The following is a 21263-nucleotide window of genomic DNA, read 5'->3' on the forward strand; positions in this document are numbered from 1 at the left end:
GTGCGCCGAGATTTGGGAGAAGAAGTCAATGTCCCTGCTTGCGGATTTGCAAACAGCCCTGCCCATCGCCGCCAAGCCCTTTGATGCGGCCAAATTGCGGACGGGACTGGTCATCGTCGATGCGGTGAACGGTTTCGCCACTGTGGGGGCGGGCTATCTGGCGCCTCCGGAACCGAACGATCAAGTCATCCGCATGGTGAGCGAGTCGGAGCGTTTGGCCCGGCTGTTTCTTGCGCGCGGGCAAAAGGTGGCGGCATTCTTGGATACGCATGAACCCGGCAAGGCCGAGCCGCCCTATCCCCCTCATTGCGAATCAGGCACCGGTGAAGAGAATTTGGTTCCAGCACTGTCCTGGCTGGAGGGCGAGGCGGGCGTTACCTTGATTCGCAAGGATTGCATCAACGGTTTCATTGGTTCGTTCGATCTGGATAGCGGGCGCAACCGCATGGTGGATTGGGTAAACGACAATCGGCTGGAAGCCATCGTCGTGACCGGCATCTGCACGGATATTTGCGTGATGGATTTCGTGCTGACGGCGCTGTCGGCCCGCAATCACGGGATGATGCCCGGTCTGAAAGACATCGTGGTCTATGCCGACGGATGCGCCACCTACGATCTTCCCATGGCGGCAACACGAATTCTGGGTTTGCCGCCCACCGCCTGTCATCCTCAATCGGAAACCCATCATGTGGGGCTGTATCTGATGGCCTCGCGCGGGGCTTGGCTGGCCGACAGCATCGGCTGACTATGCCCAGGCTGTTCTTCTATGGAACGTTGATGGACGCCGATCTGCGTCTAGCCATTGCCGGATGCGAGATGACGGTGGAACCGGCTTGGTTGGACGGCTTTCGCTGTGTGCCTGTTGCAGGCGCCGATTATCCCATGCTGGTCGCTTCGCCCCGCCATCGAGTTGAGGGGCTTTTGACGCAAGACATTGGAAAAAGGGTGCTGGGCAGGCTGATCCGCTATGAAGGCGGCGAATACCGGCTCGAGAAAAGAACAGTCCGGGTGGCGAGCGGACGCTTAACCGAAGCTGGGGTGTTTTTCACACGCCCCGGCATTCGGGGCCGCCTGCATCAAGATTGGGATCTGTCGCTTTGGCAGCGCCGCCATAAAGGCCGCTTTCTTAACCGGATGCCTGCTGCGTAGATCCCAAGGGATCCTCGGGCGAGACGACATGGCAGGCGGCGCGCGTGCTGGCGTCCAGCCTTTGACAGGCCGAACGGGCCTGCTGTTCGGTAATGCCGATCAGGCGGGCGCGGTAAACGGTTTGTCCGCGCGCGCGGTGGCTGGTTACGACGGCGCGACCGGCGGGAAGGTTCTTGGCCAGCTTGCGAAGGGCGTCGGACGCGGCCGAATGCGCCGTTGCATAGCGCGAGAAAGCCCCAACCTGGATGCCCCAGGCCGGTTGGCGGTTCGATTCCTCGATCCGATTGTTGGGTTTGGCCTGCTTTCCAGCGGGTTTCGTCGGCGCATAAGCGGGCAGCATGCCTTGGCTGGCGCTGGCGGCGGCCAGGCGGACATCTTCGTTCGGGCGTGCGACAGGCATCGAAACGGTATGCCGTGCCTGTGGCGGCTGAGCCGCCTGCGGTTCGGCATCAGCCAGATCGTAAGGCGTTTTGGGCAGGGATTCGGCGTCGTCGTTGGCGTCGGTCGCGTCGTCGTCGCCCATCTGTTCCAGCCTGCGCTGTCCGAACTTTGTGTTGAAGCCCTTGTCAAGAAGCTGGGCCATCTGGCGGTCGCGCTGGCTGGCCGTTTGGCCGCCGAAGACAACGCCGATCAGGCGCCGCTCGTTGCGCTTGGCGACGGCCACCAGATTGAAACCCGATGCGCGGATGTAGCCGGTCTTCAAACCTTCAGCACCCCGGTAGGTTTGCAAAAGGCGGTTGTGGGTGAAGATCGTCTGACCGTTGAAACGGAATTTCTTGGTCTGGAAATAGCCGTAATATTCTGGGAATTGGCGGATCAGCGCCTGCGCCAGGGTCGCCATGTCGTGCGCCGTGGACAATTGCTCGGGGTCGGGCAGGCCCGAGGCGTTGACGAAAGTCGAGCGGCTCATGCCCAGCGCTCGCGCCTTGGCGGTCATCAAGCGGGCGAAATCCTCTTCCGACCCGCCGATATGCTCGGCCACGGCCACGGTGACATCATTGGCCGAACGGGTGACGATGGCTTGAATGGCCTGCTCGACCGTAAGGCTTTGCCCCGAGCGAAGCCCCAGCTTCGAAGGGGCCTGCGCCTCGGCGTTGTCGGTAAAGGTGATGCGATCGTTGAGTTTCAAGCGTTTGTGCTTGAGTTCGTCAAAAACAAGATAGAGCGTCATCAGCTTGGTCAGCGAGGCGGGGTAATTGCGCTGGTTGGGATTGACCGAATGCAGCACTTCGCCCGTCTTGGCGTCGATGATCAGCGAGGCGTAGCGGACTTCACGGGCTTGGACGGGGTGGGCGAGGGCGACGACGCCCGCCAGAGCGGCCAGGGTCAGGAAAACATTGAATCGGTTCAACGGTCTTGCCCAACTAACCATGCGCTCTATCCTGGATTCACATTCAAACAAAAAGACGCAACTATGCGTATTTGCCCGGATTCATCATGGAATCACCATAATAAATTCAGACTCATGCGTCCAGGCTAATATGAAAACCTTGCCGTAAGGTTAACATGCGGCGCTTCGACTTGGCTTGACTTGAATCATGTTCCATCGTCGCTGTCATATAGCGAGTCGCGAAACCAGCGGACGCGATTCTCGTCTTGAGGTGTTGCGAAATCCCCGCCGTATTCGACTGCGCAGTCGCGGCATAGATGAAGCCCGCTTTTTGTCGTGACCGAAGCGACGGCGGCGCAAGCCGCGCCATCGCGTTGACCATCGCACTTGTGATTTCCTGAAGTTGGCATTGCGCCTCAATCGATCTGTAGATCCCGCAAGGGCTATATTACATTTTTCTTATGCTTCGGGGAAGGCGGCATTACGCAAGCCTTCGCTTCTCTTGCCTAAAATCAAGAGAAACACCCTAACATTTTTGCTGCATTTAACAAAAGTCAAGGCGACCCCACCCGCATAGGCGGCTAATGCAGGTAGGCGCGTGCCGCTGGAATTTGACCAGATGCCGGGTTGTGCCGGGGACAAGTCCTTGGTTGTGCTGTCGTAAAGTTTTTCGCGCCTACCCATGAGGTGAGAGATGCGAATTAATCGTTTCATCCGCAAGCAAGCCGAAGACGGCCATGACCGCGATATCAACATTTGCGGCGTCCTGGTTCATGCGCAGCCCAAGAACCTAGCGGCTGTTCGCTTGGCATTGCAGGAGCATCCCGGCGTTGAGATCCATCAAGAAACGTCGGACGGGCGTTTGATCGTCACGGTCGAGGACACCGCCGATAGCTGGGCGGGCGAGACCATCAAGAATCTTCAGGAAATACCGGGAGTGCTGTCCGCCTCCCTTGTCTATCACCATTTCGACGAGTCCCAAGTGCAAGGGGAGAGCATCCAATGACACTGACAAGACGCGATTTCATCAAGATGAATGCCGTGGCTGCGACGGCTGCGGCGGCTGGTCTTGCCGCTCCATCCGAGGCTCTTGCCCAAAGCGGCGATATACGCTGGGACAAGGGCGTCTGCCGGTTCTGCGGAACGGGCTGCGGCGTTCTGGTCGGCGTCAAGGACGGCAAGGTGGTGGCGACGCAAGGCGATCCCGATGCGCCTGTCAATCGGGGACTGAACTGCATCAAGGGCTATTTCCTGTCCAAGATCATGTATGGCGAAGACCGCCTGACCAAGCCGCTTCTGCGCATGAAGAACGGCAAGTTCGACAAGAACGGCGACTTCACGCCCATCACCTGGGATCAAGCCTTCGACATCATGGCCCAGAAATGGAAAGAGGCCCTGAAGAAGACGGGACCCACGGCGGTCGGCATGTTCGGCTCGGGGCAATGGACGATCTGGGAAGGCTACGCGGCCTCGAAGCTGTTCAAGGCGGGATTCCGTTCGAACAACCTGGATCCCAACGCGCGCCACTGCATGGCCTCGGCGGTGGCTGGTTTCATGCGAACCTTCGGCATCGACGAGCCGATGGGCTGTTACGACGACATCGAACATGCCGACGCCTTCGTGCTGTGGGGGTCGAACATGAGCGAAATGCACCCCATCTTGTGGTCGCGCCTGACCGACCGGCGCCTGACCAACGAGCATGTGAAGGTGGCCGTTTTGTCGACCTTCGAACATCGTTGCTATGAATTGGCCGATCTTGCCATCACCTTCAATCCGCAATCCGACCTAGCCATTCTGAATTTCATCTGCAACTACATCATCCAGAACAACGCCGTGAACAAGGCGTTCGTCGACAAGTGCGTCAATTTCCGCAAAGGCGTCACCGACATCGGCTATGGGTTGCGTCCCAACCATCCGTTGGAAAAGGATCAGGCGAACGCCGCCACGCCCGACAAGTCGGACCCGATCAGTTTCGATGAATTCAAGGCGTTCGTCGCCGAATACACCGTCGAGAAGGCTTCGCAGATATCCGGCGTGCCCAAGGAGAAGCTGATCGCCTTGGCCAAGCTGTATGCCGACCCGAAGGTGAAGGTGACCTCTTATTGGACGATGGGCTTTAACCAGCACACGCGCGGCACCTGGGTCAACAACATGATCTACAACGTGCATCTGCTGGTGGGCAAGATCAGCGAGCCGGGCAACAGCCCCTTCTCGCTGACCGGCCAGCCCTCGGCATGCGGCACGGCCCGCGAGGTGGGAACCTTCGCGCATCGCTTGCCCGCCGACATGGTGGTGACGAACGACAAACACCGCGAATTCACCGAGAATATGTGGAAGCTGCCGCCGGGCACCCTCAATCCCAAGGTCGGCTATCACGCGGTCCTTCAGCACCGCATGTTGAAGGATGGCAAACTGAACGCCTATTGGGTGATGTGCACCAACAACATGCAAGCCGCCCCCAACATGAACGAGGAAGGCTATCCGGGCTATCGCAACCCGGACAACTTCATCGTCGTGTCCGACCCTTATCCCACCGTCACGGCGCTGTCGGCCGACCTGATCTTGCCCACCGCCATGTGGATGGAAAAGGAAGGCGCCTACGGCAACGCCGAGCGGCGCACCCAGTTCTGGCGCCAGCAGGTGAAAGCGCCGGGCGAGGCTAGGTCGGATCTGTGGCAGTTGATGGAGTTTTCCAAGCGCTTCAAGGTTGAGGAAGTTTGGGGCAACGAGTTGATGGCCAAGGCCCCGCAATACAAGGGCAAGACGCTGTTCGACGTTTTGTTTGCCAACGGCCAAGTCAACAAGTTCCCTCTCGCCGACTTGCAAAAAGGCTTCGAGAACGACGAATCAAAACATTTCGGCTTCTATGTGCAGAAGGGATTGTTCGAGGAATATGCCGGTTTCGGGCGCGGTCACGCCCACGACTTGGCCTCGTTCGATCTGTACCACCAATCGCGCGGTTTGCGCTGGCCCGTGGTCGACAACAAGGAAACGCTGTGGCGCTTCCGCGAAGGCTACGATCCTTACGTCAAGCAGGGCGAGGGGGTGAAATTCTACGGCAAGCCGGACGGCAAGGCCTGGATTTTCGCGCTGCCCTATCAGCCCGCCGCCGAGATGCCCGACAAGGATTATGACTTGTGGCTAGTGACGGGCCGCGTGCTGGAACATTGGCATTCCGGGTCCATGACAAGGCGCGTGCCCGAATTGCACCGGGCTTTCCCCAACGCCATGGTTTTCATGAATCCCGAGGACGCCAAGAAGCGCGATCTTCGTCGCGGCCAAAGCGTGAAACTGGTAACAAGGCGCGGCGAAGTGGTGACGCGCGTGGAAACGCAAGGCCGCAACAAGCCGCCGGCGGGTGTCGTTTACATCCCCTGGTTCGACGAAGGGCAGCTGGTCAACAAACTGACCTTGGACGCCACTTGTCCGATTTCGAAGGAAACGGACTTCAAGAAGTGCGCCGTCAAGGTCGTGAAGGTCTGACGAAGGTTTGGTGCCGTCATGGGCGAGCCGCAATCCACCATAGAAACCAGCCGCCGGGAATTCCTGGCCGCCTCGGCCAGAACGGTTTGTTCGGCTGGTTTCTTTGCGGCCGCCCTGGGCTTGTGGGTGCGCCAGTCGCAGGCTTTGCCCGCGACGGCGCTCAGGCCGCCCGGCGCGCTTTTAGAAGCGGATTTTCTGGGAACCTGCGCTCGCTGCGGTCTTTGCGTGCGAGATTGCCCCTACAACACGCTGAAGCTGGCCGAGCCGGGCAGCGGTCCAACGGTGGGCACGCCATATTTCGAAGCCCGCAAGGTGCCTTGCGAAATGTGCGTCGACATTCCTTGCGTGGCGGCCTGTCCGACCGGCGCTTTGGATCACGGATTGAAGGAGATCGCGAAAGCCAAGATGGGCGTTGCCGTCCTGGTGGGGCACGAAGCCTGCCTCAATTTCCTGGGATTGCGCTGCGACGTTTGCTACCGAGAATGTCCGCTGATGGGCAAGGCGATCACGTTGGATCAGCTGCACAACCAGCGAACGGGGCGCCATGCCCTGTTCATTCCGGTCGTGCATACCGAAGCCTGCACCGGTTGCGGAAAATGCGAGAAGTCCTGCGTGCTTGAAGAAGCGGCGATCAAGGTCTTGCCGCCCAAGTTGGCGTTGGGCGAGTTGGGAAAGCATTACCGCCTGGGATGGGAAGAAAAGAAAAAGCATGGCGGGGCGCTGATCGACAACACCATCGATCTGCCGGATCGCGGATATGGCTCCGACGAGCCGAAGCCGCCAGCGCCCGAGCGCAACAGCCAAGGCGGTTTCAAGGAGTTTAGGCCATGAGCGCTCTGGCGAAGGATCGTTTGCCTGGGCTTGCCGCCGTTCAGCGCAACGGAATCTGGCTGGCGTATAAATGGCTGTTGGTGCGCCGAGCCGCCCAGCTTTTCTTTCTGGCACTGTTTCTGACCGGCCCTTTGTTCGGCCTTTGGATCGCCAAGGGAACCTTGGCCTCCAGTCTGACCCTGGACATTCTGCCTTTGACTGATCCTATGTTCGCGCTTCAAGCCTTGCTGGCGCATCACAGCCTGGAAGGCAAGGCTTTGCTGGGGGCGGGGATTGTTCTGGTCGCCTATGTCTTGATCGGCGGCAGGACCTATTGCAGTTGGGTTTGTCCGGTCAATCTGGTGACCGACGCCGCCGCCTGGTTGCGGGTTCGCCTGGGGTTGCCCGAGGGGGTTGCCCTGAACCGTTCCTCGCGCTTGTGGATTTTAGGCGCGGTCCTCGTCGTCTCGGCGGTCATGGGGACGGCGGCTTGGGAATTCGTCAATCCCATCACCATTCTGCATCGCGGCTTGGTGTTCGGCGCACTCTACGGCGCTGGATTGGCCTGGGCGGTGGTCGCAGCGATCTTCCTGTTCGATCTGGCCGTCAGCTCGCGCGGATGGTGTGGCCGCCTTTGTCCTGTCGGCGCTTTCTATGGACTGTTGGGAAGCAAAAGCCTGTTGCGCGTGCGCGCCTCTAGGCGCAAGGCCTGCGACGATTGCCTGGACTGCTACAAAGCCTGCCCCGAGCCGCATGTGATTTCTCCGGCCTTGAAAGGTGCGGCTCGCGGTTTGGGGCCGCTCATCCTGTCTGGCGACTGCACGAATTGCGGGCGCTGCATTGACGTATGCCCGGAGCGCGTCTTCGAATTTGCGCCGCGCTGGGCCAATCGGGAAGATGACGCCGTCGCGTCCGCAAAAAAGGCGGAAGCGGGGGAAAAAGCAGCCGCCTAGAAGGGGAAGACCTTCGGGCAAGGAATGACGTTATTGGAATGGGAGACTTCGCCGTGAGCACATGGATCAAGACAGCCTTGATGGCGGGCATGCTGACTTTGCTTGCCGCCGCTTTTCCTTCGGGCCAAGCCATGGCCCAGGTGAAACCGCTCGATCCCGGCGCCAGGGTCGAGCAGACGAATCAGGTTCCCGACATTCACAACACGGTCGAGAACCAAAGATTGGGCCGCGCCTTTCGCCAGCAGCCGCCGTTGATTCCGCACCGGGTCGACAAGTACGAGATCGACATGAATGTCAATCAGTGCCTGCGCTGTCATGACTGGCCCTACAGTTCGCAGGAACGGGCGACCAAGATCAGCGAAACGCATTACATGGATCGCGATGGCAAGCGCCTGGACAAGATTGCAAAGACGCGCTGGTTCTGCACCCAGTGCCATGTGCCGCAAACCGACGCCAAGCCGCTGGTGAACAATCAGTTCACGCCAGCGCAACCGGCAAATTGAGCAACAGCGGGGGATGACGATGAGCACGCAAAATGCAGACGCCGCCAAAGGCAAGGATGGTCTGTGGTGCCGCTTGTGGAAGACACTTAAGGCACCGTCGTCCCGCTATGCGCTGGGCTTGCTTTTGGTGGTCGGCGGCGTTGGCGGCGTCTTGGCCTGGGGCGCTTTCAACTGGGCGCTTGAATTGACCAACACCGAGGCGTTCTGCGTCACCTGCCACGAGATGAAGGAAATCAATTACGCTGAATATGCCGGAACTGTGCATGACACCAACAAAAGCGGCGTGCGCGCGACCTGCCCGGATTGCCATGTGCCCAAAGAATGGATTCACAAGGTCAAGCGCAAGATCCAGGCGTCGAACGAGCTATATCATCATTTCATGGGCACGGTTGACACACCGGAAAAGTTCGAGGCCAAGCGGCTGCAGCTGGCGGTGAATGTCTGGCGGACCATGAAGGGAAACGACTCGCATGAGTGCCGCAACTGTCATAACTTCAATTCCATGGACGTCAGCCGCCAGAATGAGCGGGCGAGGAACCGTCATTTGGACGCCGTGCAGGATGGCAAGACCTGCATCGATTGCCACAAGGGCGTTGCCCATAATCTGCCCAAGGGCACGTATGAGGCCGAAGCGGCGCTTGAAAAGGAAATGGGCAAGCCAAAGTAAGCGACAGCCGGTTTGCCGGGAAGGTTAGACGATCTCGTCGCCTTCCTGGCAGAAGGCCGCCAATACGCCAAGATCAGTAATGGCCACCGTTTGGCTTTCGCACACCACGCCATACTGCTTCAACGTTTGGAATAGACGCGACAGGGTTTCCGGGCGAATGCCGACTCGCCCGGCAATGACGTTCTTATTGTGCGGCAGATGCATGATCACCGACCCTTCGCGCCTGGGGGTCAGCCCCATCAGATACAGGGCCAGGCGCTGGCTGGCCGATTTGAGCTTGAGATCCTTGATCTCGCGCACAAGCGTGCGGAAGTGCTTGGCCAGCGAGATGATCATGGCCAGCGACAGGTCGGAATTGTCCCGCAACTCGCTCAGCAATTTGTCTCCCGGAACCAGCAAAAGCCTTGATGCCGTCAGGGCCTTGGCCGTCATCAGGTAGGGCTTTTTGGTCAGGACGGCGGCGGCGATGAACACCTCGCCGTTCTTGAAGATTTCGACGACAGTTTCATCGCCGCCGCTGGCCGACCCCACAAGCCCGATCTGCCCATCCAGCAAGATGTGCAGCCATTTGGCCTCTTCGCCTTGATGGAAAAGAATGTCGCCGCGCTGATAGCGCACGACCTTTGCTTCTTGCGTCACCTTGCGAAGGCAAGGTTCGCCCAGCTCGCAAAAGAAGGGCAGGCTTGAGAAGGTGGCCAGGTCGTTCGCTGTCAGGCCCCTTGCGTTGTCGTCGCCGATTGCTCTGGCATTTTGACCTAAAACGGTTCTCATCGTCTGCGCGCTCCAAATAGAGTTTCGCTTCATGACACTAGTCAGAATCCGCCGGTATCAAACTTGACCTTGGTCAAGTAAACCGAACTGGCGTGACAAATTGCCGCAGGGATGGCTTTGGTCAAGGGAGCTTGTCGCGGGCTTCGATATGGTGCCTGCCATGAGAAACGGCCAACGTTTCCAAAGAACCATCAGGAGGGGTCTCACATGAGCCATACGCAAGCAGAAACGCTTCCACCGATTACAGGCAAACAGATCTCCGTCGTTAGCAGCAGCACCTTCGCTTTCACGATCTGCTTTGCCGTTTGGATGATGTTCGCTGTTATCGGCATACCCATCAAAAAGACGTTGGGCCTGAACGAAACGGAATTCGGCCTGTTGACGGCCATGCCGGTCTTGACCGGCTCGCTGATCCGCCTGCCCTTGGGCATGTGGACCGACAAGTTCGGTGGGCGCATCGTCTTCTTTTTCCTGATGGCCAGCACGATCATTCCGATCTGGTTGATCAGTTTCGCCACCCAATTCTGGCATTTCCTGGTTACCGGCTTGTTCGTGGGCTTGGCTGGCGGTTCGTTCACCGTCGGCATCGCCTACTGCGCTCGCTGGTTTCCCAAGCGCCGCCAGGGCTTCGCGATGGGCATCTTCGGTGCGGGCAATTCCGGCGCCGCGCTGACCAAGTTCGTCGCCCCCGGCATTCTGGCCGCCTGGGGTTGGGAAATGGTCCCCACCGTCTATGCCGTGGCGATGTTGGTCACCTGCGCCGTCTTCTGGTTCTTCAGCTACGACGACCCGGCGCACAAGGTGAGCAAAAGCATCACCATGCGCGAGCAGTTGCAGGCGCTTAAAGATCCGGCGGTCTGGAAATACAGCCAGTATTATTCGATCGTGTTCGGCGGCTATGTGGCGCTGTCCTTGTGGATGACGAAATATTACGTCACGGAATACGGCTTCAGCATTCAAACGGCGGCCTTGCTGGCGGCTTGCTTCTCGTTGCCGGGCGGCGTCCTGCGCGCCATCGGCGGCTGGGTTTCCGACAAGTACGGCGCGCATCAGGTGACTTGGTGGGTTCTGTGGCTGTCTTGGATCTGTCTGTTCCTGCTTTCCTATCCATCGACCGAATTCACGATCAGCACGGTTAATGGACCAAAGTCGTTCCACATCGAATTGGGACCGGTCACTTTCACCATTCTCATGTTCGCCATGGGCGTGGCCTGGGCCGTCGGCAAGGCGTCGGTGTTCAAATACATCTCGGATGACTATCCGCACAATATCGGCGTCATCTCGGGCATCGTTGGTCTGGCGGGCGGCATGGGAGGCTTCCTTCTGCCCATCATGTTCGGCGCCTTGGTCGATCTGACGGGCATCCGCTCCTCATGCTTCATGCTGATGTACGCCATCGTCTGGGTCTCGCTGATCTGGATGTACTGGACCGAAGTTCGCGGTCTCGACCTCTTGCGCAAGCGCAAGGTCGCTCCCGCCGATACGCTTGAATAAGTCTGTGTTGCTAAAGCAATTCAAAAACGAAAAGGGGAAACGCAATGAGCGTTGACATCACCATCCGGCCGCAAACGCCCAGTCACACCTTGACCGACTGGAATCCCGACGATCCCGCCTATTGGGAAGCCAAGGGAAAGCGCATTGCCTATCGCAACTTGTTCATCTCCATGCCTTCCTTGCTGCTGGCTTTCGCTGTGTGGATGGTGTGGTCGGTGGTGGTCGTCAACCTGCCCAACATCGGCTTCAAGTTCGATACCGACCAGTTGTTCTGGCTGGCGGCTTTGCCGGGCCTTTCGGGCGCTACCTTGCGCATCTTCTATTCGTTCATGGTGCCGATCTTCGGTGGCCGCTTGTGGACGACCCTGTCGACGGCGTCGCTTCTGCTGCCTGCAGCAGGCGCAGGCATGGCGGTTCAGGATCCGACAACGCCCTATGGCGTGTTCCTTGTCCTGGCGTTGCTGTGCGGATTTGGCGGCGGCAACTTCGCTTCCTCGATGGCCAATATCAGCTTCTTCTTTCCACGCTCCAAGAAGGGCATGGCGCTGGGCCTGAATGCGGGCATCGGCAATATCGGCGTTTCTGTTGTGCAATTCGTCGTTCCGCTGGTGATCGCGGGCGCCGTATTCGGCGCCATGGGCGGCGAAGCCCAGACTTGGGCAAAAGGCGACGTGACCAAGCAGATGTGGCTGCAGAATGCCGGTTTCATCTGGGTGCCGTTCATCATCGCCTGCAGCCTGGCGGCTTGGTTCGGCATGAACGATCTTTCGACCGCCAAGGCGTCGTTCTCCGATCAGGCCATCATCTTCAAGCGCAAGCACAACTGGATCATGTGCTGGCTGTATATCGGCACGTTCGGCTCCTTCATCGGCTATTCGGCGGGCTTTCCCCTGCTGATCAAGACGCAGTTCACCGACATCAACCCGCTGACCTACGCCTTCCTTGGGCCTTTGGTCGGTTCCATCTCGCGCGTCATCGGCGGGTTCCTCTCTGACAAGCTGGGCGGCGGCCGGGTTACCTTCTGGACCTTCCTGCTGATGATCGGCGCGGTCTTCGGCGTGCTGCATTTCCTTGAAGCCAAGAATTTCGAAGGCTTCCTGGCCATGTTCTTGCTGTTGTTCGCAGGCACCGGCGTCGGCAACGCTTCGACCTTCCAGATGATCCCTATCATCTTCCAAGCCGAGCAGCGCCGTTTGAACACCGGTCGTTTGGACGAAACCGAGATCAACAAGATGGCCAGCAAGGAAGCTGCGGCGGTGCTGGGCTTCAGCTCGGCGCTGGCGGCCTACGGCGCCTTCTTCATCCCCAAGGGCTACGGCACCTCGATCAGCATGACCGGCGGACCCGAGGCCGCGCTGTACGCCTTCATCATCTTCTACGTCACCTGCGTCATGGCCACTTGGTGGTGGTATTCGCGCGGGAATGCCGAGATCAAGTGCTGATTGCATAGGAAAGGTTGAACGCCATGAGTCATTTCCTCGATCGCCTCCTGTTTTTGAAGAAGACCACCGGTTCTTTTTCAGGCTCTCACGGGATCGTCACCAACGAAAGCCGTGAATGGGAAGACGCCTACCGTTCGCGCTGGCAGCATGACAAGGTCGTGCGTTCGACCCATGGCGTGAACTGCACCGGCGGATGTTCCTGGAAAATCTTCGTCAAGAACGGGCTTGTCTCGTTCGAGATGCAGCAGACGGATTATCCCAGGACCCGCACGGACATGCCCAACCACGAGCCCAGGGGCTGCCAGCGCGGCGCCAGCTTCTCGTGGTACCTGTATTCGCCGCATCGGGTGAAGTATCCGCTGATCCGCGGACGCCTGCTCGAGATGTATCGCGCCGAACGCAAGAAGGGCAAGGACGCGGTCGAGGCCTGGACGGCCATTCAAGCCGACCCCGCCAAGCGCAAGAAGTACACGGCGGTGCGCGGCCTGGGCGGCTTCGTGCGCGCCAGCTGGGACGAGGTGGTCGAGATCATTGCCGCCGCCAACATCCACACCATCAAGAAGTGGGGACCGGATCGCATTTTCGGCTTCTCGCCCATTCCGGCGATGTCGATGCTTTCCTACGCGGCCGGTTCTCGCTATCTGTCGCTGATCGGCGGCGCTTGCGGCTCGTTCTACGACTGGTATTGCGATCTGCCCGCCGCCAGCCCACAGACCTGGGGCGAACAGACCGACGTTCCGGAAGCGGCCGACTGGTACAACTCGACCTACATCATCATCACCGGCGCCAATCTGCCGATGACCAGGACGCCCGACGCCCATTTCGCGACCGAGGTGCGCTATAAGGGCGCCAAGATCGTGTCGATGGCGCCCGACTATGCCGAATATGTGAAGTTCGCCGACCTGTGGATGCCGGTCAAGCAAGGCACCGATTCGGCAGCCTTCCTGGCCATGGGCCATGTCGCGCTCAACGAATTCCACGTCAAGAAGCAAGATCCGTACTTCCAGGAATATGCGCGCACCTATACCGATCTGCCCATGCAGGTCATGTTGCGTCCGCACGGCGAGGGCTATGCTTCCGACCGTTTGCTGCGCGCCTCGGACTTTGACGGGGCCTTGGGCGAAAGCAACAATCCCGACTGGAAGACCATCGTCTACGACGAGATCACAAAGAGCTTCGTGGCGCCGAACGGATCGGTGGGTTTCCGTTGGGGCGAGGAAGGCAAGTGGAACATCCTGCCTAAGAACGCCGCCAACCAGGCTGACATCCGCGCCGAGTTGACCTGCGTTGACAGCAAGGACTCTGTCGTCTCCGTCGGCTTCCCGCACTTCAACGAAGGCGAGCCGGACATTCTGTACCGCAACGTTCCGGTGCGGAAGCTGAAGCTGGCGAATGGAGAAGAGACGTTGGTCGCCTCGGTCTTCGACCTCATGGTGGCGCAGTACGGCATCGATCGCGGTTTGGGCGGCGCCAATGTCGCCAGTTCCTATGATGACGCCAATGTCGCCTATACGCCCGCCTGGGCCGAGAAGGTCACAGGCGTCAAGAAGGCCGATCTGATCCGCACGGGCCGCGAATTCGCGGACAACGCCTCCAAGACCAAAGGCAAGTCGATGGTCATTCTGGGGGCCGCGATCAATCACTGGTACCACAATGACATGAGCTATCGCAGCATCATGAATCTGCTGCATATGTGCGGTTGCGTCGGCCAATCTGGCGGCGGCTGGGCGCATTATGTCGGTCAGGAAAAGCTGCGTCCGCAAGCCGGTTGGGCGCCGGTCGCCTTTGCCCTCGATTGGCAGCGCCCGCCGCGTCACATGAACTCGACCACCTTCTGGTACTTCCACACCGATCAGTGGCGCTATGAAACCGTGTCGGCTGATGGTCTGCTGGCCCCCACGGCCAAGGCGAAGTACAAAGGTTATATGCTGGCCGACTACAATGTCGTCTCGCAGCGCCTGGGTTGGCTGCCGTCCGCTCCGCACTTCAACCGCAATCCGCTTGAGATCGTGGACGAAGCCGAGAAAAGCGGCGCCACGGATGAAGCCGGCGTCGGCAAATATATGGTTGAGCAGCTTAAAAGCGGCAAGCTTGACTTCGCCTACGCTGACATCGACGCGCCCGAGAATCATGTCCGCAACCTGTTCGTCTGGCGCTCGAATTTGCTGGGCTGCTCGGCCAAGGGGCATGAATATTTCCTAAAGCACCTGATCGGCGCGCAGAACGGCGTGCTGCAGGAAGGCACGCACGGCAACAAGTCCAAGGAAATCAAGTGGCATGAGAATGGGCCAACCGCCAAGTTGGACCTGATGGTGGACATCAATTTCCGCCTGAACTCGACGGGCGCCTATTCGGACATCATTCTTCCCACGGCCACTTGGTACGAGAAGAACGACCTGAACACCACCGACATGCATCCGTTCGTGCATCCGCTTTCGGAAGCGGTCAGCCCGGCTTGGGAATCGCGTTCCGATTGGCAGATCTTCCAAACCATCGCCGAGGTCTTCTCGGGGTTGGCAGAAAAGCATCTGGGCACCAGAAAGGATGTCGTGGCGCTGCCCATGCATCATGACTCGCCGTTCGAACTGGCGCAGCCTCTGGGCGTTAAGGACTGGAAGAAAGGCGAATGCGAGCCGGTTCCCGGCAAGACCATGCCGCTTTTGAAGGTTGTGACCCGCGATTACGGACAGACGCACAAGAAGTTCTGCGCGCTTGGCCCGCTGATGAAGAAGCTGGGCAACAACATCAAGGGCATCGATTGGAACACCGACGCCGAGTATGAAGAACTGAAGGACCTGAACGGCACCATTCGCGACGAAGGTGTCACCAAAGGCATGCCCAGCATCGCCGACGACATCGCCGCCTGCGAAGCCGTGCTGCGCATGGCGCCCGAGACCAACGGCGAAGTGGCCCACAAGTCGTGGACGTCCTTGTCCAAGAAAACCGGCATCGATCATCACCATCTATATGCCGGTCGTCATGAAGAGAAGATCACGTTCCGCGACATCCAGGCCCAGCCGCGCAAGATCATCACGGCGCCGACCTGGTCTGGCATCGAGTCCGAGAAAGTCTCTTACAATGCGGGCTACACCAACATTCATGAACACATTCCCTTCCGCACCCTAAGCGGCCGGGCACAGTTCTATCAGGATCATGAATGGATGCTGGATTTCGGCGAGGGCTTCTGCGCCTATCGCCCGGGCATCAACATGAAGTCGCATGACATCATTCCCGATGCGGTCAGAGCCAAGCCGCATTTGGTGCTGAATTGGATTACCCCGCATTCGAAATGGGGCATCCATTCGACCTATCAGGACAATTTGCGCATGTTGAACCTGTTCCGAGGCGGGCCATACATCTGGCTGGCCGAAGATGAAGCCAAGCGGGTGGGCATCGTGGACAACGACTGGATCGAAGCTGTCAACGCCAATGGCGCCACGGTGGCCCGAGCGGTTGTGTCGCAACGCATTCCGCAAGGCATGGCCATGATGTACCACGCCCAGGAGAAGACGGTGAACGTTCCTGGTTCTCCCAGCACCGGCAAGCGTGGCGGCATCTTGAATTCGGTCACGCGTGTCGTGGTCAAACCGACCAACATGATCGGCGGCTATGCCCAACTGGCTTACGGTTTCAACTACTATGGAACGGTGGGAACCCAGCGCGACGAGTTCGTCGTTATCCATAAGATCGAAGACAAGGATGTCGACTGGCTTGAAAGGCCGCTGACGCCCGAGCGGGAAGCTCAGCTCAACCCGCCCCGCATCGGCTCCAAGTAAGACGGCCAGGATCAGGAGAGTGCCATGAAAATTCGTGCACAGTTCGCTATGGTGTTCAATCTTGACAAGTGCATCGGCTGTCATACCTGCTCGGTGACTTGCAAGAATGTTTGGACCAACCGCAAGGGCGTGGAATACGCCTGGTTCAACAACGTTGAATCGAAGCCTGGCATTGGTTACCCCCGCGATTGGGAAAACCAGAAGAAGTGGAATGGCGGTTGGATTTTGGAAATGGGCCGCCTGAAGTTGAAGTCGGGCAGCCGGACCAGCCGTCTTGCCAACATCTTCCTAAATCCCGACCTGCCGGAAGTGGACGATTACTACGAGCCGTTCACCTTCGATTACGGTCATTTGCAGAAAGCTCCCTTGTCGGAAGCAGCGCCCACGGCGCGTCCCATCTCGCAGATTACCGGCGAGAAGATGGAGAAAATCCATTGGGGTCCGAACTGGGAAGACGATCTGGCGGGCGAATTCTCTAAGCGCTCGCAGGACCAGAATTTCAAGGACATCGAAAAGTCGATCTACAAGGCTTTCGAAAACACCTTCCATATGTATCTGCCGCGCATCTGCAATCACTGCCTAAATCCGGCATGCGTTGCGGCTTGCCCGTCGGGGTCGATCTACAAGCGCGAGGAAGACGGCATCGTTCTGGTCGATCAGGACAAGTGCCGCGGCTGGCGCATGTGCATTTCGTCTTGTCCCTACAAGAAGGTTTTCTACAACTGGGAATCGGGCAAGGCGGAAAAGTGCATCGGCTGCTATCCCAGGGTGGAATCGGGCATGCCGACGGTCTGCTCGGAATCTTGCGTGGGCCGCATCCGCTCGAACGGCATCATGCTTTATGATGCCGACAAGATCGAAGCGCTGGCTTCCGTCACCAACGAGCAAGACATTTACGATGCCCATCTGTCGATCTTCCTGGACCCCAACGATCCCAAGGTGATCGCCGAGGCCAGGGAGCAGGGGATTCCCGACAATTGGATCAAGGCGGCCCAGGAATCGCCCATCTACAAGATGGCCGTGGAATGGCAGATCGCTTTCCCGATGCATCCGGAATTTAGGACGCTGCCCATGGTCTGGTACGTTCCGCCCCTGTCGCCCGTTCAGTCGCAGATCGACCAGGGCAACCTGCCTACGGCCCCTGACGGCTGCTTGCCGATCAGCACGGCGCTTCGCATGCCGCTGAAATATCTCGCCAACCTGTTGACGGCTGGCAAGGTCGAGCCGGTGATGAAGGCCTTGAACCGCATGATCGCCATGCGCAGTTACCAGCGGTCCATCCATGTCGATGGCAAGGCTGACACGCGGGCGCTGCAAGCGGTTGGCATGACCGAGCAGCAGGCGCAGGACATGTATCAGCTGATCGCCATCGCGAACTATGAAGACCGCTTCGTCATTCCGACCAGTCAGGCGGAACTGAACATCGAGGACTTTCATGGTTTCCAGGGCCAGAACGGCTTTGGCTTCGGCAATACCGCCTCGGCAGGCAGTCAGGGCTGGTCGCTGTTCCCGGAACGCAGAAAACAGACGGTCGAGAACCTCGATCCGCCCGTCGAAGCGGCCGAGTAGGGGAGGCGGATATGTCCATATACAAACTGATTTCCGTTCTTCTGGATTATCCCAGCGAGGAATTGCTGGGAAATCTGGGGGAGATCCAGCGCCGTGCGGCAAGCGAGGGCGATCTTAGTTTCGAGAATCTGGAAAAGCTCACACGCTTTGTGGCCTATCTGGGAAGCGTCGATCTTCTCGATCTGCAAGCCGAGTATGTCCAGACCTTCGACATGACGCCCGAGCACAGCCTGCATCTGACCCACCATCTTTGTGGCGACGACAGAAACCGCGGACCCGCCTTGATCGAATTGACGGAATTGTATCGGACCAGAGGATTCGAGATTCCAGACAACGAGTTGCCCGACTATTTGCCGCTCGTTCTGGAATTCCTGCATACGCTTCCCGCCGAAGAAGCCCACGGCTTCCTTACGGAAGCCGGGCGGGTGCTGGCCGTCATAGCGGCCAATCTCGAACGTTCCGCCAGCCCCTGGCATGCAGGCCTTCGAATTCTGGCCGACATGTCCGGATACAAGGATGACCCGAAGGCCTGCGGCGAGGATATGCGTCCGGCCAAGGACGTCTGTCAGTCCGCCTGCGGCGCCATGATCGATTAGGAGATTTCTGCCATGCTCGACAAATTCTTATTCGGAGCCTATCCCTATCTGGCCCTGGCCATCTTCCTGATCGGTAGTTGGGTCCGCTTCGACCACGAACAGTACAGCTGGAAGGCGGACTCGACGCAATTCCTGTCCAAGTCAGGAATGCGCCTCGCCAGCAATTTCTTCCATATCGGCATTTTGGCCATTTTCTTCGGCCATGCCGTTGGCCTGCTGACGCCGCACAGCGTGTTTCTGTCCCTGGGCGTTTCAGACATGTCGCACCAATGGATGGCCATCATTGCCGGCAGCGTCTTCGGCGGCATGGCCCTGATCGGCGGCCTGATTCTCTGGCTGCGCAGAATGTTCAATCCAAGGGTGAAGGCGGCCGGCCGCGGACGCGATCTGTTCATCCTGACCTGGATCATGCTGACCTTGCTGCTGGGCCTGTCCACCATCCCCGTCTCGCTCAGCCATGCTGAGCATGGCGATGCGGGGGCGATGCTCGCCTTGGCCGAATGGGTGCAAAGCATGATCTATTTCAGGCCGGATCCCAGCTTGTTGGCTGGCGTCAGCCCCGTCTACAAGATGCACATCACGGCGGCGCTGACCATGTTCTTGTTCTTCCCCTTCACCCGTCTGGTCCACATCTGGAGCGCGCCGATCGGTTATCTCGGCCGTGCCTATCAGATCGTGCGGGAGAAAAGGAGAACGGCCTAATCCTTCTGCTATCCTTTCCGGTAGATTTGACCTGTTTGCCGGATCGTTGCCTAGCTCGTGTCTGCTCCCCCTTCCCTCCTTCAAGACATGGGCGAAGCAAGCGCCGGAGAGTTCAAACTCTCCGGCGCGATTGTTTTATGGAAAGTCAATCCGGCGCGTGCTTGCCCAGAATGCGTTGCAAGGTGCGCCGATGCATCTTCAGCAGCCTGGCCGTTTCGGAGACATTGTGGCCGGTCTCGTCGAAGATGCGCTGGATATGCTCCCAGCGCACGCGCTCTGGCGTCATGGGATTGGCGGCGATTTCCACCGTTTCGACCGGCTTTCCCAGCAGCACGGCCTTCAAGTGATCGGGATCGACGGGCTTGGGCAGAAAGTCGAGAGCGCCCGCCTTGATGGCGGAAACGGCCGTGGCGATGTTGCCGTAGCCGGTCAGCAAGACGATCTTCATGGCGGGCTGCATGCCGCGCAGCAGCTTGACCAGTTCCAGGCCGTTGCTGTCTTCCAGTCGCAAATCGACGACGGCGTAATCCAGCCTTGCGTCTTCGGCCAGGGTCAGGGCCTCAGAAAAGGAAGACGCGGCGCAGACCTTGAACCCTTGGCGTTCCATGGCGCGCGACAGGCTGGCCAGGAATGGCGCATCATCGTCAACCAGCAACAGTTGGTTATTTCCGCTCATTCGCCGTCTGCCTTGGCCATGTTACCCTCACTTCCGCGCCGCCTTCGGGCAGGTTTGAAAAATGGACAGTCGCCTTGGTCCGGCATAATAGCGTCTTCGAGATGAAGACCCCAAGCCCCAGATGGGCCGAGCTGGATTCGCTGCGCCCCGAAATGTACGGCTCGCCCAATTGTCCCAGCAGATGCGCCGCGAATCCAGGGCCGTCATCGACGATATGCACGGAGTAGCTTTGCCGGTTCCAGGCTGTATGGATCTCGACCCGGCTGGCGGCGAACTGGATGGCGTTCTGGATCAGGTTGCTAAGACCGTGCAGGATCTCAAGTTTATGTTCGACCCAAGGGACCGGCATGTCACCGGCTTCGGAATCGGCGTGATGGTCGAAAAAAATGGGAACGGGCGAGGTTTCCGCATGCGTGGCGGCCGCCATCTCGACCAGGGACGGCAGCGGTATGGGTTCGTGTTCCACGGCGGCATTGCGGCCCTTATTGCTGGTCAGCCGGGCCAAAGTGTCCCTGCAGCGGTTGGCTTGGCTAAGCAGCATCCGCAGGTCGGATTGCACGGGGCTGTCGGCTGGCAATTGCTCGCCTACCTCGCGGGCCAGCAGGCAGACGGTGGCCAGGGGGGTGTTCATCTCGTGCGCCACGGCGGCGGCCAAGGCGCCCACTTCGGCCATACGCTCTTCCTGGGCGAGAACGATCCGCGCTTGCGAATAGGCGGCGGCGGCATTGCGCGATTCGTCGGCCATACGCCAGGTGAAAAAGGCCAGCGAGACGACGCCAAGCAACATCGCCATCCAGGCGCCGAAAATATATAGCTGGTCGGCGTGAAGCGTTATCGGCAATGGCAGATGCCACATGGCGACCGCCGACAAGGTGAAGACGGAAAACCCAACCAGCATGGCGACGCGCTGGGGGGCCAGGACGGCGGCGCCCACCGCAACGGGTGCTAGCATGAAAATGGCGAAGGGATTGGTTGGCCCGCCCGTCAGGCCCAGCATCAGCGCCAGTTGCAGGATATCGAACGAAAGGTACCAAGCCGCCTGGGTTTCCGTAATGCGGCTTTTGACTTTGCCGAAGGTCAGGACCGCGTTCAGAAGAACAGAGGCCGCGATGACGCCAAGCAAAGGGGCAAGAGGCAGGTTGCCGATGGCGCCTTCGACGATGGCGACGGTTGCCAATTGCCCCGAGATCGCCATCCAGCGGATCTGGACCAGAATGTCCAGCCGGGTTTGCAACTCGGGCGTTTCCAGGCCGGTTGGAAAATCTGCTTGATCGGAGGCGGGGCGAGGTAGCATCGGCGAATTCTGTCAAAGGACAAGCCGTCGCGCCTTGACTTTTATTAA

General features: G+C 59.1%; 19 protein-coding genes. 14 read left to right on the top strand and 5 right to left on the bottom strand.

Annotated features, from left to right (window positions below; all coding sequences use genetic code 11):
• Positions 1 to 28 precede the first annotated feature (28 nt).
• Both HQL44_09125 and HQL44_09130 read left to right on the top strand, forming a co-directional pair.
• Positions 29 to 745, top strand: coding sequence for an isochorismatase family protein (locus HQL44_09125; GenBank protein ID MBF0268743.1), 717 nt, complete (start codon positions 29 to 31; stop codon positions 743 to 745).
• 2 nt (positions 746 to 747) lie between these two features.
• The gene (locus HQL44_09130) at positions 748 to 1149 is read left to right on the top strand and encodes a gamma-glutamylcyclotransferase (GenBank protein MBF0268744.1); all 402 of its coding nucleotides are present in this window, start codon (positions 748 to 750) and stop codon (positions 1147 to 1149) included.
• Here the strand turns inward: HQL44_09130 and HQL44_09135 are convergent.
• Together HQL44_09135 and HQL44_09140 are read right to left on the bottom strand one after the other, a co-directional pair.
• Entirely contained in the window at positions 1127 to 2521 is a 1395-nt protein-coding gene (locus HQL44_09135) for a D-alanyl-D-alanine carboxypeptidase (protein ID MBF0268745.1), read from the bottom strand. The two genes, HQL44_09130 and HQL44_09135, sit on opposite strands and share 23 nt — an antisense overlap.
• Positions 2522 to 2938: 417 nt before the next feature.
• Positions 2939 to 3163 (bottom strand): hypothetical protein, encoded by a 225-nt coding sequence (locus HQL44_09140; GenBank protein MBF0268746.1) that lies wholly within the window; start codon positions 3161 to 3163, stop codon positions 2939 to 2941.
• 10 nt (positions 3164 to 3173) lie between these two features.
• On the opposite strand from HQL44_09140, the gene HQL44_09145 reads away from it, so the two are divergent.
• From HQL44_09145 to HQL44_09170, 6 genes are all read left to right on the top strand, one after another.
• On the top strand, positions 3174 to 3485 hold the full coding sequence (locus HQL44_09145; GenBank protein ID MBF0268747.1) for a chaperone NapD: 312 nt from the start codon (positions 3174 to 3176) through the stop codon (positions 3483 to 3485).
• Positions 3482 to 5962 (top strand): nitrate reductase catalytic subunit NapA, encoded by a 2481-nt coding sequence (napA, locus tag HQL44_09150; GenBank protein MBF0268748.1) that lies wholly within the window; start codon positions 3482 to 3484, stop codon positions 5960 to 5962. Before HQL44_09145 ends, napA begins: the two co-directional genes overlap by 4 nt.
• A gap of 39 nt (positions 5963 to 6001) precedes the next feature.
• Positions 6002 to 6793: a ferredoxin-type protein NapG gene (napG, locus tag HQL44_09155; GenBank protein MBF0268749.1), complete on the top strand. Its 792-nt coding sequence runs from the start codon at positions 6002 to 6004 to the stop codon at positions 6791 to 6793.
• On the top strand, positions 6790 to 7725 hold the full coding sequence (gene napH / locus HQL44_09160) for a quinol dehydrogenase ferredoxin subunit NapH (GenBank protein ID MBF0268750.1): 936 nt from the start codon (positions 6790 to 6792) through the stop codon (positions 7723 to 7725). The genes napG and napH overlap by 4 nt, the downstream gene beginning before the upstream one ends.
• A gap of 80 nt (positions 7726 to 7805) precedes the next feature.
• Positions 7806 to 8228: a nitrate reductase cytochrome c-type subunit gene (locus HQL44_09165; GenBank protein MBF0268751.1), complete on the top strand. Its 423-nt coding sequence runs from the start codon at positions 7806 to 7808 to the stop codon at positions 8226 to 8228.
• A 19-nt stretch (positions 8229 to 8247) separates the two neighbouring features.
• Entirely contained in the window at positions 8248 to 8895 is a 648-nt protein-coding gene (locus HQL44_09170) for a NapC/NirT family cytochrome c (protein MBF0268752.1), read from the top strand.
• Positions 8896 to 8919: 24 nt separating this feature from the next.
• Here HQL44_09170 and HQL44_09175 read toward each other — a convergent pair whose 3' ends face one another.
• Positions 8920 to 9666, bottom strand: a complete 747-nt coding sequence (locus tag HQL44_09175) for a cyclic nucleotide-binding domain-containing protein (GenBank protein MBF0268753.1) — start codon at positions 9664 to 9666, stop codon at positions 8920 to 8922.
• A gap of 207 nt (positions 9667 to 9873) precedes the next feature.
• Here HQL44_09175 and HQL44_09180 point away from each other — a divergent pair, with 207 nt between their 5' ends.
• From HQL44_09180 to narI, 6 genes are read left to right on the top strand one after another with little or no spacing between them, the layout of a single operon-like run.
• Positions 9874 to 11160 carry a NarK/NasA family nitrate transporter gene (locus HQL44_09180; protein ID MBF0268754.1) on the top strand — a complete coding sequence of 429 codons (1287 nt, stop codon included), beginning with the start codon at positions 9874 to 9876 and terminating at the stop codon, positions 11158 to 11160.
• A 44-nt stretch (positions 11161 to 11204) separates the two neighbouring features.
• The gene (locus HQL44_09185; GenBank protein ID MBF0268755.1) at positions 11205 to 12602 is read left to right on the top strand and encodes a NarK family nitrate/nitrite MFS transporter; all 1398 of its coding nucleotides are present in this window, start codon (positions 11205 to 11207) and stop codon (positions 12600 to 12602) included.
• A 23-nt stretch (positions 12603 to 12625) separates the two neighbouring features.
• Positions 12626 to 16378 (top strand): nitrate reductase subunit alpha, encoded by a 3753-nt coding sequence (locus tag HQL44_09190; GenBank protein ID MBF0268756.1) that lies wholly within the window; start codon positions 12626 to 12628, stop codon positions 16376 to 16378.
• 24 nt (positions 16379 to 16402) lie between these two features.
• The gene (narH, locus tag HQL44_09195) at positions 16403 to 17947 is read left to right on the top strand and encodes a nitrate reductase subunit beta (GenBank protein MBF0268757.1); all 1545 of its coding nucleotides are present in this window, start codon (positions 16403 to 16405) and stop codon (positions 17945 to 17947) included.
• Positions 17948 to 17958: 11 nt separating this feature from the next.
• A complete protein-coding gene (gene narJ, locus HQL44_09200) occupies positions 17959 to 18543 on the top strand; it encodes a nitrate reductase molybdenum cofactor assembly chaperone (protein ID MBF0268758.1) in 585 nt (194 codons plus the stop codon).
• A gap of 12 nt (positions 18544 to 18555) precedes the next feature.
• On the top strand, positions 18556 to 19245 hold the full coding sequence (gene narI / locus HQL44_09205; GenBank protein ID MBF0268759.1) for a respiratory nitrate reductase subunit gamma: 690 nt from the start codon (positions 18556 to 18558) through the stop codon (positions 19243 to 19245).
• A 145-nt stretch (positions 19246 to 19390) separates the two neighbouring features.
• Here narI and HQL44_09210 read toward each other — a convergent pair whose 3' ends face one another.
• Both HQL44_09210 and HQL44_09215 read right to left on the bottom strand, forming a co-directional pair.
• On the bottom strand, positions 19391 to 19921 hold the full coding sequence (locus HQL44_09210) for a response regulator transcription factor (protein MBF0268760.1): 531 nt from the start codon (positions 19919 to 19921) through the stop codon (positions 19391 to 19393).
• Entirely contained in the window at positions 19908 to 21215 is a 1308-nt protein-coding gene (locus HQL44_09215) for an ActS/PrrB/RegB family redox-sensitive histidine kinase (protein ID MBF0268761.1), read from the bottom strand. The genes HQL44_09210 and HQL44_09215 overlap by 14 nt, the downstream gene beginning before the upstream one ends.
• Positions 21216 to 21263: the final 48 nt, after the last annotated feature.

The organism is Alphaproteobacteria bacterium, assembly GCA_015231795.1.
Lineage (GTDB): Bacteria > Pseudomonadota > Alphaproteobacteria > Rhodospirillales > WMHbin7 > WMHbin7.